Here is a 15,258-nt window from a genome sequence, read left to right as displayed (position 1 = left end):
TCTACAGTCCCATCGCCTGACGGAGGGCCGGTTCCAGGCCCAGAGCACCAGCGGCACTGACAGTGCCACCGGTTGCCGCAGCCAGTTCCGTCAAGGCACCGTCGGTGGTGTCCTCACCAAGCACAACAACGTCGACCTGCACCGGCTCACCGGACTCATTGAGCGACCGAATCTGGTCGATTGCTCCCTGGGAGTCTGTCCCGGAGTCGTCGTTTCCGGAGGTGACCAGGACAACCCGGTTTGGCACATCCGGCTGGTAGGCATCCTGTGCGTGCTGATACGCGGGGACAATAGACGGCCAGATCCATGGTTCACCGACTGATCCGAGGTCCCTAAGAACGTTCCTGGAATCCTGCGGATTGGCGCCGTAGAGGTACACGTTCGCCCGTACCGGGGTACCGGCCGACTGAGGCGAGGAGTAGTTCCACAGCGCAACGCGCTTGCCGTCACCGGTTCCGGCTTCCTCGAGCAGCGGGTCCAGAGCGCCGCGCACTTCGTCAAGATTGACGTCGGTGGAGGAATCTACCAGCACCAGCGTGGATCCTGCACCAGCTACCGGAGCGACCGGAGTGTCCTGAGAACCGTCGTCGATTCCAGCGAACGGATCGGTCTCGATGTTGGCGAGAGCAGGAACCAGTGCTGCAGCACGCTCAGCCTGTGGTCCGGACGGTGAGGTGGCATCGGAGTCATCCGCCACTAGTTCATGGTCCTCGATGAAGCTGATGAAGTCCGCTGCGGCGCGGGCGCTGTCCTCGCTCACTGGTCCACCTGAACCCAGTGCGATCACAGGTGCGTTGATCGCGGAGGAGCCTTCGGGGGAGACGAATCCGGTGACCGCTCCGCCCATGTCCGCCATTGACTGGGTCGAGGCCATCGCGTCGAATTCGGAGTCTCCAGAGATGATCTCGGCGAGCACCGCGTCCGAGGTCAGGTCACCGCTGGCGTCAGCGCGAGCCACTGCCGAGGAGCTGAGATCCTCTGGGGATGCGTCGGGGTCCAAGTGGGCGTCGACAAGCGAGGAGACAACGGCATCCTCGTCGCCCGGTGCAGCGATGTTCAACTCGGCCAGCTCCTCCCAGGAGGAGCCGGACAACTCATCGGCACGATCTTCTGCGACAGCGACGCCGACCGGTTCCGAGTTCAACCGAGCCCGGTTGTCGGAAAGGTTGACCACGCCCATGTCGGCGACCTGCGACACTGCGTCGTCAGAGGCCGGAACCCACACCGAGGGCACCGCGGCCATAGCAGCGGGATCGTCGTCGCCAGCAGCCTCTATTGCGCGCGTCACCTGGTCGGTTCCGGAGACCGCCAACTGCGGGCGCACGCAGTAGTCCTGCATGACAGGGGAGGACTCGCCGTAGTCAGTCACGAGTCGCTGGACCCGGGAGATGACTGACGGGTCTGCGGTGACGGTGATGGTGAGGTCTCCGCGGGAGCAGTCACGTCCGTCAGCGGTCTCGTCGCTGTCGGTCCGGAAAAACAGCAGCCACGAGACCAACGCGGCGATCAAGATAATCGCCGCGATGGTGAGGTACAAGGGCCCGGCGGCCACACGATTATTGGGTTTGCCGTCGGAATGTCGGCCCATGTCTGTCACCCTCCCGATCGATGGTCATTCTTCATTCATCGTAGCGGGGTAGCGGAAAGAAAGGGCGGCGCTGGCGTGCTCGATGAGCGCGCGTCGAAGTGGCTCCGCGCGGTCGGCGAATTCGCGTTGTCTACGGACGTACTCTGCCTTGCCGTCGGTGGTTTCGACGGGCACAGGTTCGACGCCCCATTGCCTCAGGTCGTACGGAGAGGCCGCCATGTCCAGTCTGCGCACTGCCATCGCCAAATCCATGCAATCGAGCCACAGTTCACCGGGGATTAGAGGCCCCAGTTTCGAGGCCCATTTGTAGAGGTCCATATTTGCGTGCAGACAGCCCGGCTGTTCGAGCTCCGGTTGGCTCTCTCGAGTTGGCTGAATTCGGTTCAGCGGGAGAGCGCTATCGGTGAAGAACCGGAAAGCGTCGAAGTGGGTGCACGCGATGTCGTGGCTCTCCACGACGGCGTCGGTTCCTGCCTGCCCCAGCCGCAACGGCTCCGGGTGCCGAGGATTGTCAGTCTTGTAGACCATCGCCCATTCGTGCATGCCGAAGCATCCAAACCTGCCGGCGCGCCCGTCGGTCGCCGCAAGTAGGTCCCGAATGTAGAGCACCGATCGCCCACGGCGTTCGAGGAACGCAGAAAGACCGAGCTTTACGAGGTCCCCCTCCACCACTAGATCCCTCGACCACCCCAGCAGGGGATGTGGGTCGCCATCGACGAGAGCGTCCTGCAGCGCGACCCCGATTCCCGGGGTCCACCGGCGCAGTGCCGAGGGGCGAACTGGGTAGTAATCGAAGAGAAAGTCCTCGACAGGGTGCCGTTCGTGGCGGCTGCGTCGTGCCAGGTGGGCTGAGGTGACCTCACCGGCCCGGGCGCTGTGGGCTTTAGCCCGGGGTAACCATTCGTCTTTGCTAAGTACCTGCATTTACTTATTGTTGGCGGCGCGGACAGCGGCGGTGCGTCGCCGGCTAGCAGCGGCGAGTGCGTCCGGTGCGCTTGATGCGGCCTGACGGGCCGTGGTGGAGGTGTGCGTCCAGTCGCGGACGACACCAATGTGCTCTTCGATGAGGTCTTCCATCGTGACTAGGCCGAGCGTGGTGCCCTCCTCATCGACGGCGAGCGCCATGTGCGCTGAGCCGCGAGAGAGGCTGCGCAGAGCCAAGTCGATGGCCTCGTCGGTGCGAACGGAGATCAGTTCGCGGATCTCACCGTCAGGGATGACGGTGTCAGGGCCGGAGGCGGGATCGATGACTCGGTCGAGCACGTCCTTCACATGGACGTAGCCCTGGTAGTCGCCGGAGGATGCCTTGACCGGGAATCGAGAGAATCCGGTGTCGGTGACTGCCTTCTCCAGGTCCCCAAGCGTTGGGTGCCCGGGGATGGTGCGGACCTGATCTAGGGGGACGATCACTTCGCTGACCGCTCGCAGCTCCGAGGACAGTGCACGGCTCAGGCGGGAGTGCTCTTCTTCGTCGAGGAGCCCTTCCTCGCGCGATTCGGCAATCATGTCTGCCAGCGAGGAGGAGTCGACAGAACTGTCGAGCTCATCGCGCTGCTCGATTCCGAAGATACCGAGAGTCTTGCGGGCAACCCAGTTGAAGAACAGCAGGAAAGGCTTGACCAGTTTGAAGAAAGCCAGGTGGACCGGAGTCAGCCACATGGCCATCGTTTCTGGTCCAGCCAGGGCGATATTCTTTGGCACCATCTCACCCAGCAGCACGTGCAGGATCGTGATGATGCCCAAGGCAATAGCGAAGCTGATCGGGTGCAAGAGGTTATCCGGCACTCCCATCGCTTCGAAGGGTTCTTCCAGCAGGTGCGCAATCGCAGGTTCGGACACACGGCCGAGCAGCAGCGAGGCAACAGTGATGCCCAACTGCGCAGCAGCGAGCATCAAGGAGAGGTGCTCGGTGGCATCGAGGACAATGCGTGCCCGCTTCTTGCCCTGTGCAATGAGGGCCTCGAGGCGGTCGCGGCGAGCCGCGATGAGGGCGAACTCAGCGCCCACGAAGAAGGCGTTAACGGCCAGCAGTACGACGGCCAGGATGATTCCGAAATAGTCGCTCATCGCTCGAACATCTCCTTCGCGCGCTCGTTGGTCACAGGAATCAGAAGGGCGCGGTCCACTCGCCTGCCGTCCATGGACGTGATTCTTGCGTACCAGCGGCCACGGATGCCGGACTCAAATTCGTCCATGCGGTCGTGGTCGGTCTCTGGAAGGAGTACGACATCACCGTCAACTGGAATCCGGCCCAGCGCCGCCATCATGACACCGCCGAGGGTTTCCCAGTCACCACCGTCAGGTGCGGAGTAACCGACCTTCAACGGAAGTTCATCGACGCGGACGAGGCCGGAGCAGTCCCAGCCCTCAATGTCGCGACGGACCTCGATCTCAGACTCAGCATCGTCGTGCTCGTCCCAGACCTCTCCGAGGATTTCCTCGACGAGGTCTTCGATGGTGACGATTCCTGCGGTGCCGCCATATTCGTCAGCGATCAACACGATCTGAGAACCGGCCGAGCGTACCTCGGACAGGACTGCGTCACCGTCGAGGGACTGGGGGAGAACTGGCACTTCCTTGGCGAGCGCCGAGACTGACGTGAGGTCACGACGGCCAGCAGGCACGGTGAAGGCATCCTTCACGTGGACGACACCGACGGTGGCATCCAAGTCGCCGTCTGCCACCGGGAAACGGGAGCGGCCAGTGTCCAAAGACATCTCCAGCAGATCCGTGATTGTTGAGTCGACGGACAGCCAGTGGATCGTCGAGCGAGGAGTCATGAAGTCTTCTGCGCTCTTCTCACCGAACTGCAGTGAGCGGTCCAACATTGCGGCCTTCGCCGAGTCTAAGGATCCGATCTCCGCGGAGTTTCGCACCAAGGCACCGAGCTCCTGAGGGTTACGCGCCGAGGCCAGCTCATCGGTGGGAGAGATTCCCAGCTTCTTGACGATCCAGTTCGCCGAGGTGTTCATCAAATGGATGAACGGTGCGAAAATCCAGTTGAAGACCAGCACTGGGCGGGTCACCTTGCGTGCCGTTGGCATCGGTAGGGTGATCGCGACGTTCTTTGGCACCAGCTCGCCGTAGATCATCGACAACAGCGTCGCGACGATCATCGCGAGGATCAATGCCACCGCAGTCGACGCGGATTGCGGCAGACCCATCCACGACAACATCGGCGTGAAGTACTGGGACAGGACCGGCTCAGCGAGGTAACCGGTGGCCAGGGTCGTGATCGTGATGCCCAACTGGGCACCGGACAGATGGAAGGACAGCCTGCTATGTGCTGATTCCACGGCCCGCGACGTGGCGTCTCCGCGCTTTTTCGCCTCGCTCTCGATATTGGAGCGCTCAAGACCGGTCAGGGCGAATTCGAAGGCGACGAAGAGGCCGTTGCCCGCGGTGAGGGCGATGAAGCCGACGACCGCGGCGATATTTAAGAGTATGTCCATGATTGGGAGCTGATTCTACAAGCTATCTGCGTTTCTTGCGCGGACCGCCACGGCGCCGTGAGGGGCTTGGCTGGCGGGTCTCGGGCTTCTTCTCAGGAGACTTCCGGCCAACCGGGCGCTTGGCACCCACGGCGGTCCGCAGTTCCGGAGACGTAGGCCGGTTGACCTCGATAATCCGCGGGGTGACACCAACCTGGGCCAGAACGCGCTCGGTGGCCGCAATCTGGCGTTGCCGAACGAGAGTCGCCACGGTGCCAGTTGCGCCGGCTCGCGCAGTACGACCCGAACGGTGGACATAAGTCGCAGCATCCGCTGGCGGATCCACGTGGACGACGAGGTCCAGTGACGCGATATCCAATCCACGGGCAGCCACGTCGGTGGCCACCAAGACGGGGCAGCGCCCCGAGGAGAAATCTGCAAGCGCATCCCGACGTGCAGTTTGACCACGGTCCCCATGGATATACCCGTGGTTCACTCCGTTAGCGGTGAGCAGTCCGCACACCTGAGCTACACGAGTCTTCGCGGAGACGAACAACACCGTGCGGCCTTCACGAGAGGCGATCCAGGGGATTACTGCGTCGGCGTCTTCGTCCTCGCGCACCCGCAATTCTAGGTGCGTCATAAGATCTTCGGTCTGCGCTTCAGCCGCAACCTCGTGCCTGATTGGATCCGGAACGAGCCGGGTCAGCGGCTCGACCTCCTCGTCGAGGGTTGCCGAGAACAGCATCCTCTGCGCGTTTTTCGGGACCTTACGCAGGATCCCGGTGACATCGGGGAGGAACCCGAGGTCGGCCATTTCGTCGGCTTCGTCGATGACGGCGACGGTGACGTCGTCAAGCGATAAAGCTTTTTCCCGCAGGAGCTGAAGCGCGCGACCTGGCGTCGTGACCACGACGTCGACGGTGGCAGCAAGCATAAGCTTCTGCTTGTTGACCTTCTCACCGCCTATGAAGACGAGCGATCGCAAACCGCGAACAGCGCCGAGATCAGCGACCACGTCACCGATCTGGTCGGCCAACTCGCGAGTGGGCACCACGACCAGGCCGCGCGGGCGACCTGGTACAGAATGCCCGGTGAGTAGCCGCGAGACCATTGGAATCAGAAACGCCAATGTTTTCCCGGTACCTGTCGGTGCCTTGCCAAGAATGTTCCGGCCCGCCAAGGCATCCGGGATGACGGCAGACTGAATAGGCGTCGGCTCCGTCACTTTCATGCGGCGGGCAGCCGCGACGACGGATTCGGGGACGCCCAAGTCCCGCATAGTGCCACTCACGTTAGTGATTACGCCTCAATCTCAGAGCGGTCGCCGGACCACAGGGTGTGGAAGGAACCCTCACGGTCGACACGGCGGTAGGTGTGAGCGCCGAAGAAGTCACGCTGACCCTGGATCAGCGCTGCCGGCAGACGCTCTGCACGCAGTGCGTCGTAGTAGGCCAGGGACGAGGAGAACACCGGGGTCGGGATGCCAAGGCGGACGCCGGTCACGACAACATCGCGCCATGCGTCGAGGCAGTCGGAGACCTGCTCAGTGAAGTACGGGTCCAAAACCAGAGCCGGCAGCTCCGGGTTGCGGTCGTATGCCTCCTTGATGCGGTTGAGGAAGCGGGCGCGAATGATGCAGCCTCCGCGCCAGATGGTGGCGAGGGCGCCGCGGTCGATATCCCAGTTGTACTCGGCTGCGCCGGCGTTGATCTCGTCGAAGCCCTGCGAGTACGCGATGATCTTGGAGGCGTACAGAGCCTTGCGGACCTTCTCGATGAACTCAGCGCGATCTTCCGGGCGCTGGCCCAGGTCGCCTGCCGGCAGAGACTGAGCAGCCTCACGCTGGGACAGGGAAGAGGAGAGCGCACGGGCGAAGACGGCCTCGCCGATGCCCGTGGTCGGGATACCCAGGTCCAGAGCAGCCTTGACGGTCCAGCGGCCGGTGCCCTTCTGTCCGGCGGCATCGACGATGACGTCGACAAGCGGCTTTCCGGTGGCTTCGTCGACCTGGGAGAGCACCTCCGCGGTGATTTCCACGAGGTAGGAGTCCAGATCTCCGGAGTTCCACTCGCGGAACACGTCAGCGATCTCGGCGGGAGTCATTCCCAGTGCGTCGCGCAGCAGGTGGTACGCCTCGCCGATGACCTGCATGTCGGCGTACTCGATGCCATTGTGAACCATCTTGACGAAGTGGCCGGCGCCATCGGTGCCGATGTGGGTGCAGCACGGAGTTCCATCGACCTTTGCGGAGACGGACTCCAGCAGCGGACCAAGGGACTTGTAGGACTCAGCGGTGCCGCCGGGCATGATGGACGGGCCGTTCAGGGCACCTTCCTCGCCACCGGAGATGCCTGCGCCGACGAAGTGCAGGTCGCGGGCGCGGATCTCGCGCTCACGGCGGATGGTGTCCTCGAACAGAGCGTTGCCGCCGTCGATGATGATGTCGCCGGGCTCCATTGCTTCGGCGAGCTGCTCAATCACTGCGTCCGTTGCCGGACCTGCCTGCACCATGATCAGTGCGCGGCGGGGGCGCTCCAGCGACGCGACGAACTCCTCGATGGTCGCCGACGGGATGAAGTTCCCGTCGGTGCCGTGAGTGTCGATGAGAGCGTCGGTTTTGTCAGTGGACCGGTTGTAGACGGCGACAGTGTGGCCGTGCCGAGCGAAGTTGCGGGCGATGTTGGATCCCATCACCGCGAGGCCGACGACACCGATCTGAGCGAGCTGCTGTTTCTGCATGGTGTCCGATTCTACCGCTTCCACCAGCTTCTGCAGAGACCGCCGCCTGCCGACGACATTTCCGGGATACCACCGTGCACAAATGGTTATGATCTGGGCAACATCAACGAGGAGACGGAGACAACATGACTGAAAAAACCAGCACGTCTGACCGCAAGGCCACCTACCAGGATCTGATGGCCGCAGCGAAGGATCGAGAACTGACCCCGGAAGAGATCGACCTCGGCAACGGTTTCTTTGAAAGCGCCGCGGACCAGCCGATTCCGCTGGGTCTTGAGGCGCTTATGGGAGTTCGATACCAGTCGGTTGGGCCGAAGAAGGTCTCTCTCATCATGACGGCGGATCCGCGTCACCTCCAGCCTGCAGGGCTGGTTAATGGCGGCGTCTTTGCGGTGCTGGGTGAGACCGCCGGCTCCATTGCAGGATTCATCGCAGCGGGAACAGACCGGCCAGTAGTGGGCGCGAATAACAGCACCGACTTCTTCCGTCCGGGCAAAGCCGGAGACACGATCATCTCGACGGCGGAGCCGGTACACATCGGCCGGACCTCCCAGGTGTGGGAGATCCGGCACGAAAATGGCGAAGGCAAGCTGCTGGCCCGTACGAATCTCAGGCTCGCAGTCTTGCCGAAGTAGGGGTCAGGACAAGAGCTGGTCGCGGGCCAGGTCCTGGTACAGCTCGGACTCGCGCATAAGTTCGGAGTGCGTTCCGACAGCCTGAACCCGGCCACCGTCCACGACTACGATCCGGTCCGCATTGGCCACTGTTGCCAAACGGTGGGCGACGATGATGACCGAACGACGGCGGGAGACCGTCTCGATGGCCTGCTGCATGGCGCGTTCATTGCGTGAGTCCAGTGAAGCGGTGGGCTCGTCGAGAAGCAGAAGTGGCCGGTCCGACAGCAGCGTCCTGGCGATTGCCAGGCGCTGGCGTTCTCCACCGGAGAGTCCGATGCCATGGTCGCCGATGACCGAGTCGAGCCCATTCTCATGAGATTCGACGCGCTCGAGCAGGTTTACGTCCGCGAGGACTCGACGGCAATCTTCCTCAGTCGCACTCGGGTGGCCAAGGGTGAGGTTGCTGCGGATCGTGCCGGCCAGTGCTGGGCTGGCCTGTTCCACGTATCCGATAGCTGACCGAAGGACGTTGCGGTCTAGGTCTCGGATGTCCACGCCGCCAACGCTGACAGTGCCGCTGGAGGGGTCGTGGAAACGTTCGATCATCGCCAAAACGGTAGATTTACCGGCACCTGACGGTCCGACAAGAGCTGTCGTCGTGCCAGCATCGGCTGTAAAGCTCATGCCGGTGAGGACATCGTTGCCGTCTTCTTCCTGGCTGAAGTACACGTCGCGGAACTGAACGGCCGGGGCCGCGCCAAACGAGCCAGACAGGTCCGGATTTGCTGAGGTAACGGGGGAGTCAGAGTCCGTCTCGGATGGCTCAATGAGCACCTCATTGATGCGACCCAGCGCACCGAGCGCCTGCGCAATCGTGGTGATGGCGCCAAACATCTGACCGATCGGCATCATCATCATGAACAGGAACATCAGGAATGCGACGAGATCGGCCACCGAGAGCGCTCCGGAAGCGACACGAGCACCACCAAAGCCAAGAACCGCGAGGAATGCGACCTGGATGGAGAGACCTCCGACCGGGTACAGCATCGCAGCAACCTTGACCTGGCCAACCGAAGCCCGCCAGGCGTTGTCAGCGTGATTCTGCAGTGCCTTCTCTTCGGCGTCGGTGGCGCCGGATGCACGGATGGTACGGATCGCAGAGAGCGCACGTTCAGTGCCGGCGCCCATTCGACCGGTGGACTCCTGGGCCTTCTTCGACAAGGCCTGAATGCGGCTGGAAGCGACGATGACGACGATGAACGAGACTGCCAGCACGCCGAAGGCGACGAGGAAGAGCATTGGGTCGAGGTAAATCATGGCGAAGGCGGACCCGAACAGAACCAGCATTCCGCCTGCTGCATCCACGATGCCGCCGGTCAGTGCAACTCGCACCAAAGTGGTGTCGGAGTTGACGCGAGAGACCAAGTCACCGGTACGAAGCCTGCCGTACGCAGAGACTGGAAGCCTCAGGAGGCTGCCGACCAGGCTGTACCTGATTCGGCGAACCATTCCCTCTGCAGTCCGACCGAGCATGTACTGCTTGGTGATGCCCAGGACTGCCTGCAGGAAAAGCAAACCGACCATGGTCATCACGAATGGCCGGATGGTGGAGCCGTCGCCCACTGCGGTGATCACCTGGTTGACCAGCAAAGGCTGGGCCAGCGACGCAGCAGCGTCGAGAATAGACAGGAGGACCACTACGCCCAACACGAGTTTGGCATTGCGCAGATGGTCAAGGAGGATCTTCAAGCCGGTACGCAGCGGGAGCCGCGGGGACGAGGACGCTTTGTCGTCGTTTCCGGAACCGGACAAGGTCGGCTCTGGAGCCGCAGTTGTCTGAGGGGTGGTCACGCAGTAGTCCTTTCACTGTCAGAAAACGCCCGCTACGACCAAAGTCGTTGCGGGCGTTTCTCAGAGTACAGTGATAGCTTTTGTCGCGCGAAGCACCACTCTCAAAAAGGATTAGGCCTTTTTGGTGATCTGCTTGACTCGGTGCGTGTCACGCACTGCCATCGGCAGTTCCTTGTCCTCGCTGAGCTCCTCCAGCAGGTCGATCGCGTTGCGCGCGTAGAGCTGCTGACGGGTGGCAGTGAGCTGCCAACGGTTGCGGGTCAAGACGTTCAGGCCCCAGCTGAAGGCGGAGACCAGGCGGTTGCGGAAACCAACCATGAACATCAGGTGCACGGCCAGCCACATGATCCAGCCGATGAAGCCGGTGAACTCGATCTTGTCGATCTTGGCCACAGCGGAGAACCGCGAAATGGTCGCCATTGAACCCTTGTCGAAGTACTCGAACTGTCCGCGCTCGGACTTGTCGCGACCTTCGGCCTCGGCGGCGATGTTGTCAGCGACGAACTGACCACCCTGGATCGCAACCTGAGCAACGCCCGGCAGACCCTTGTAGGCCATCATGTCGCCAATGACGAAGACGTTGTCGAGCTCGCCAACGGACAGGTCGTCGTTGACAACGACGCGGCCTGCGCGGTCGAACTCAACGTCGACCTGCTCGGCAACCATCTTGCCCAACGGCGACGCAGCAACGCCGGCAGACCAGATCTTGCAGAAGGACGGGATGGTTTCAACGGAGTCGTCGTTCATGTTCTTGAACGTGACGCCGCGGTCGTCCACGTCGGTGACGATCGAGTTCAGTCGAACCTCGACACCAAGCTTCTCCAGGGTCTTCTGAGCGTTGCGGCCCAGACGCTTTCCGAACGGCGGCAGCACCTGCGGAGCACCGTCGAGCAGAACAACCTTCACCGAGTGCGGGTTGAAGGAGCGGAAGGAGGACCGCAGGGTGCGGTTGGCGAGTTCCGCCAACTGGCCTGCGAGCTCCACACCGGTCGGGCCTGCGCCGACGACGACGAAGGTCAGCAGGCGCTCGCGCTCCACCGGGTCGTCGGTGAGCTCGGCGCGCTCGAAGGCGCCGATGATGCGGGCGCGGATCTCCAGGGCGTCATCAATGGTCTTCATGCCCGGAGCGAACTCGGCGAAGTGGTCATTGCCGAAGTACGACTGGCCAGCGCCGGCTGCGAGCATGAGGTGGTCGTACTTCCAGACCGTCGTGGTGTCTCCGAGCTCGGAGGTCACGGTCTGGTCACCGGTGTTGATGTCAGTGACATCACCCTTGACCACGCGAACGTTGGGCTGGTTGTCGAAGATCTGACGGGTCGGCGGGGCGATCTCGCCGGACGACAGAATACCGGTGGCTACCTGGTACAGCAGAGGCTGGAACAGGTGATGGTTGGTGCGATCGATGAGTGTGATGTCGACGTTGGCCTTGGCCAGCTTCTGAGCGGCAAAAAGGCCACCGAAACCTGCACCAACGATGACGACGTGCGGGCGTCCGGTCTGGGGCCGATACGGCGTCATGGTCATGCTCTCTCCTAGTGGGATTGTATGTGCTGTCATGCAGGGCGCTTGAGGCTCCACACGGCAATTCCTACTTTCGACATGATAGACCCATGCCGACATGTCAACCATCGTAGGTCCGGTACGGGTACCGTTCATACCTCAGGAGAGGTAGTTGACGAAGCCGAAGGAGGCGCGGATGGGTCCGGACCGACAGTCCGTTGACGCGGAACGATGGCCTGGGGTGGCTCGCACCCCGGCAGGTCGAATCGCAGAAGCGGGTGGACGTTTGGCCCGTAGATCCTTCGGACGGGCGTGTGACGCAGCTGGGTTACAGGTCGGGGAAGACCTCAAGATTCACGATGACACGACCTTCGCGCGCATCGCTGAGTCGGACTGGCTTGGCTTTGGCGAAGGGTATTTGGCCGACGAGTGGGATTCGGCGGACTTGGTGTCGACGCTGTCTTCGTTGCTTGAGACCGGATTGGAAGTTGGCTCCGCGGGCAGGTCCGTGAAGGTGATGCGGGCTCTTGGCAGGACCAAGCCCCCACAGGTTGAACCGCTCAAGGGCGGTGAACTGCCCTCATCGCTGCTGAGTTTGTACGCGGGACCTGGACAAGCGGCCGGTTCTGCATTGTTCGGCTCTGGAATTGCGACCACGGTCCGTGAGGAGATGCCGTCCCGGATTCCGGGGGCGGGCAAGCACGGACTTCCCCCATCGTTCCCAGTGGACGTCACGCGTGTGACTGCTCCGGTGGATCCTCGGCGGTCCGATCTTGCGGCAGCGCAGCGGCGTCGTATTTCCCGGATGCTCCACGCAGGGCGGGTCCGCACCGGCTCGCGGGTGCTCGAATGGCCGGCAGCCGGAGGCGCCGTTGCGCTCGCCGCTGCCGAGGCAGGGGCAGCCGCTGACGTCTTGGCCGGTTCTGAGGACTCTGCAGCCTCGGTAACCGAAAGGGCGAAGGCCGCAGACCTATCCGGGGCTGTGCGCGTGCTGCGCTCGCGTGACCCGGTACCTGGACCTATGTCGTTCCCTGGCAGGTATGACGCAATTTTCTGCGTAGAGCGACTGGAAACACTCGGAATGCCCGGGCTTGTGGCGTGGCTGCGAGGAGCAGAGCGGATCATCGCTGACCGCGGCACGATCGTGGTGCAGATGGCGCTCGCGACTGGGTCGTTCGGCGACTCAGCCCGTCATGCCTTGGACCTGGATAGGTCGTATGTCTGGCCGTCCTTGTCTTTTCCGACTCTCACGGAATTCCAGACCGCAGTGGAAAAAGAGACTGGCCTGCGAATCGTTGCGGCGACGCACTTTCCGGAGCATTACGCGAAGACTCTGGAAATGTGGCGTGACCAGTTTGAGGCGAACAGCCGACAGGCAGCAGGTCTTGGATATGACCGTGTGTACCGGAGGCTGTGGAACTACCGATTGGGATTGCAGCAGGCCCTGGCAGAGACAGGCAGGTTGGATATGGTGCAGATCTGTATGGTGCGGCCGAGAAGGCGTCGTTAAGCGCTATTTTTATACCAGAATTAATCGGTTGAATTGTCAGCATCTGTAGTTCCGGTGCCGGTACTATTGCCACATGAGTGCACAGGATAAGCAGTGGGACATCATCGTTGTCGGAGCAGGATTGGCCGGACTCGTCGCGGCCTATGAGGCGCAGAAGGCTGGCAGCTCCGTCTTGATCGTGGATCAAGAAAACCGGAACAACCGCGGCGGTCAGGCGTTCTGGTCCTTGGGTGGAATGTTCTTGATTGATTCCCCAGAGCAGCGGCGCCTCGGTGTCAAAGACTCCTTCGAATTGGCCCGGCGCGACTGGTTTGATTCGGCGAAGTTCGACGGGGACCAGGACGAGAACCCGAAGAAGTGGGCAGAGGCGTATTTGCGCTTCGCTGCTGGTGAGAAGCGGGAGTACTTGCGGAGCCTGGGCATGGGGTTTGTGCCGGTGGTCGGCTGGGCAGAGCGTGGCGACGGCACAGCCGATGGTCATGGCAACTCGGTCCCTCGTTTTCATCTGACGTGGGGGACCGGCCCAGAGGTTGTCCGTGTGTTCATCGAGCCGGTGGAGGAGGCAGAGCGAGAGGGCCGCGTTGAGTTTGCTCACCGCTGCCAGGTCGATGAGGTCATCTTGGAAGATGGCGCTGTGACTGGTGTACGTGGAACCCGACTGGTGGAGTGTGAGGATTTGGGGCGTGGCAAGGAGTCTCCTCGTGAATCGGTCGGTTCCTTCGAGTTCCGGGCGCCGAAGGTCATGATCGCCACGGGAGGTGTTGGAGGAAACCTCGACACGATCCGCCGGTATTGGCCGGAGGAGAACCTCGGGCCCATGCCGCAGGATGTGGTCACCGGTGTGCCGGCGCACGTGGACGGCCGCGGCATCGACATTGCAGCAGATGCCGGCGCGAACATTATCAACCGTGGTCGGATGTGGCACTACACCGAAGGCATGAAGAACTGGGATCCGATCTGGCCGAACCACGGCATTCGCATCATCCCAGGGCCCTCTTCACTCTGGTTTGACGCGCACGGTGACCGGCTGCGCCCACCGCTGATTCCCGGTGCGGACACGGTCAACACCATGAAGGAGATTCTCGCTTCCGGACATGCGTACTCGTGGTTTGTTCTAGATGAGTCAATCGTCTCGAAGGAGTTCCTGTTCTCCGGCTCTGAGCAGAACCCCGACCTCACCGATAAAGAGGTGCGCAAACTGGTGGACAAGGTTCGCTCCGGCGTCCCAGGTCCGGTGCAGAAGTTCATGGATAACGGCGAGGACTGGGTCGTCGCGGACACTCTCGAAGATTTGGTCGCGGGAATGAACGACATTGCAACGCAGTCCGCCCCGGAAAATCCCCAGATTGACGTGGACCACTTGCGTAAGCAGATTGAAGCCCGGGACGCTCAGACTGCCAACAAGTTCGGTAAAGACTACCAGGTCAATTACACGCGGGTCACTCGGAACTTCTTCGGAGACAAGCTGATCCGTTCGGTCGCTCCGCACGAAATCCTCGACCCGAAGAATGGGCCGCTGATCGCGGTGCGCCTGCGAATTCTGACCCGCAAGACCCTCGGCGGTATTGAAACAAACCTCGACGGTCAGGTCATCGGATCGGACGGTACTCCGGTCACCGGCTTGTGGGCCGGCGGCGAAGCCACGGGCTTCGGTGGCGGTGGAGTCCATGGCAACAACGCATTAGAGGGAACATTCCTTGGTGGTTGTGTCTTCTCCGGAATGAGGGCGGGGCGGTCGATGGCTAGGTAAACGGGCTCTTCACGATTTAGAGTGCGTTGATCCGGTTGTGTATCTGGCCGGAGTGGATCAGTGACCGCAAGATGTAGTGGTTGAGATTCCTGAACCCCAGAGCAATCCCGCGTAGATGCTCGAGCCGTCCGTTGATGGCTTCGACCGGACCGTTGGACGCCCCGATATCGAAGTACGCCAGGACATCCTCACGCCGACGCCACAATGTCCGACCCAGTTGCGCGAGCTCTTCCAGCCCCTTCGGTAGGCCCTTACGAATGCTGTTGATC

The 15,258-nt window shown here is 62.1% G+C and carries 12 protein-coding genes; 3 read left to right on the top strand and 9 right to left on the bottom strand.

The features are described from left to right. Position 1: 1 nt before the first annotated feature. From YWU_RS0111175 to gndA, 6 genes are read right to left on the bottom strand one after another with little or no spacing between them, the layout of a single operon-like run. Positions 2-1,588: a vWA domain-containing protein gene (locus YWU_RS0111175; RefSeq protein ID WP_027020540.1), complete on the bottom strand. Its 1,587-nt coding sequence runs from the start codon at positions 1,586-1,588 to the stop codon at positions 2-4. Between the two features lie 24 nt (positions 1,589-1,612). Next, entirely contained in the window at positions 1,613-2,512 is a 900-nt protein-coding gene (locus YWU_RS16520; RefSeq protein WP_034647757.1) for a hypothetical protein, read from the bottom strand. Next, complete coding sequence (locus YWU_RS16515) at positions 2,513-3,655, bottom strand: hemolysin family protein (protein ID WP_084142118.1); 1,143 nt, start codon at positions 3,653-3,655, stop codon at positions 2,513-2,515. It lies immediately after the preceding gene. Beyond that, positions 3,652-5,040 carry a hemolysin family protein gene (locus tag YWU_RS0111160; RefSeq protein ID WP_027020539.1) on the bottom strand — a complete coding sequence of 463 codons (1,389 nt, stop codon included), beginning with the start codon at positions 5,038-5,040 and terminating at the stop codon, positions 3,652-3,654. The genes YWU_RS16515 and YWU_RS0111160 overlap by 4 nt, the downstream gene beginning before the upstream one ends. Before the next feature lie 22 nt (positions 5,041-5,062). Continuing rightward, on the bottom strand, positions 5,063-6,313 hold the full coding sequence (locus YWU_RS16510; RefSeq protein ID WP_156892822.1) for a DEAD/DEAH box helicase: 1,251 nt from the start codon (positions 6,311-6,313) through the stop codon (positions 5,063-5,065). 8 nt (positions 6,314-6,321) lie between these two features. After that, complete coding sequence (gndA, locus tag YWU_RS0111150) at positions 6,322-7,761, bottom strand: NADP-dependent phosphogluconate dehydrogenase (protein WP_027020538.1); 1,440 nt, start codon at positions 7,759-7,761, stop codon at positions 6,322-6,324. 125 nt (positions 7,762-7,886) lie between these two features. On the opposite strand from gndA, the gene YWU_RS0111145 reads away from it, so the two are divergent. Beyond that, entirely contained in the window at positions 7,887-8,396 is a 510-nt protein-coding gene (locus YWU_RS0111145; RefSeq protein ID WP_051260294.1) for a PaaI family thioesterase, read from the top strand. A 3-nt stretch (positions 8,397-8,399) separates the two neighbouring features. Here YWU_RS0111145 and YWU_RS0111140 read toward each other — a convergent pair whose 3' ends face one another. Continuing rightward, a complete protein-coding gene (locus tag YWU_RS0111140; protein WP_027020536.1) occupies positions 8,400-10,229 on the bottom strand; it encodes an ABC transporter ATP-binding protein in 1,830 nt (609 codons plus the stop codon). A 111-nt stretch (positions 10,230-10,340) separates the two neighbouring features. After that, complete coding sequence (locus tag YWU_RS0111135) at positions 10,341-11,753, bottom strand: NAD(P)/FAD-dependent oxidoreductase (RefSeq protein WP_027020535.1); 1,413 nt, start codon at positions 11,751-11,753, stop codon at positions 10,341-10,343. Positions 11,754-11,901: 148 nt separating this feature from the next. Between YWU_RS0111135 and YWU_RS16505 the strand changes: the two genes are divergently transcribed. Together YWU_RS16505 and YWU_RS0111125 are read left to right on the top strand one after the other, a co-directional pair. After that, the gene (locus tag YWU_RS16505; protein ID WP_156892821.1) at positions 11,902-13,239 is read left to right on the top strand and encodes a class I SAM-dependent methyltransferase; all 1,338 of its coding nucleotides are present in this window, start codon (positions 11,902-11,904) and stop codon (positions 13,237-13,239) included. Between the two features lie 73 nt (positions 13,240-13,312). Then, positions 13,313-14,989: an FAD-binding dehydrogenase gene (locus tag YWU_RS0111125; protein WP_027020534.1), complete on the top strand. Its 1,677-nt coding sequence runs from the start codon at positions 13,313-13,315 to the stop codon at positions 14,987-14,989. 16 nt (positions 14,990-15,005) lie between these two features. Here YWU_RS0111125 and YWU_RS0111120 read toward each other — a convergent pair. Further along, positions 15,006-15,258, bottom strand: a 253-nt coding sequence (locus YWU_RS0111120) for a transposase (protein WP_027020533.1), incomplete at its 5' end; no start/stop codon positions are given.

It is taken from the genome of Corynebacterium sputi DSM 45148 (assembly GCF_000427865.1).
Classification (GTDB): Bacteria; Actinomycetota; Actinomycetes; order Mycobacteriales; family Mycobacteriaceae; genus Corynebacterium; species Corynebacterium sputi.
Note: the sequence above shows the minus strand (reverse complement) of the source record. Positions and strands in the feature narration are given on the sequence as shown.

Excerpts from the sequence above, each read along its gene's own strand:
- YWU_RS0111175 (WP_027020540.1), bottom strand. The coding sequence starts at position 1,588 with ATGGGCCGACATTCCGACGGCAAACCCAATAATCGTGTGGCCGCCGGG.
- YWU_RS16520 (WP_034647757.1), bottom strand. The coding sequence starts at position 2,512 with ATGCAGGTACTTAGCAAAGACGAATGGTTACCCCGGGCTAAAGCCCAC.
- YWU_RS16515 (WP_084142118.1), bottom strand. The coding sequence starts at position 3,655 with ATGAGCGACTATTTCGGAATCATCCTGGCCGTCGTACTGCTGGCCGTT.
- YWU_RS0111160 (WP_027020539.1), bottom strand. The coding sequence starts at position 5,040 with ATGGACATACTCTTAAATATCGCCGCGGTCGTCGGCTTCATCGCCCTC.
- gndA (WP_027020538.1), bottom strand. The coding sequence starts at position 7,761 with ATGCAGAAACAGCAGCTCGCTCAGATCGGTGTCGTCGGCCTCGCGGTG.
- YWU_RS0111145 (WP_051260294.1), top strand. The coding sequence starts at position 7,887 with ATGACTGAAAAAACCAGCACGTCTGACCGCAAGGCCACCTACCAGGAT.
- YWU_RS0111135 (WP_027020535.1), bottom strand. The coding sequence starts at position 11,753 with ATGACCATGACGCCGTATCGGCCCCAGACCGGACGCCCGCACGTCGTC.
- YWU_RS0111125 (WP_027020534.1), top strand. The coding sequence starts at position 13,313 with ATGAGTGCACAGGATAAGCAGTGGGACATCATCGTTGTCGGAGCAGGA.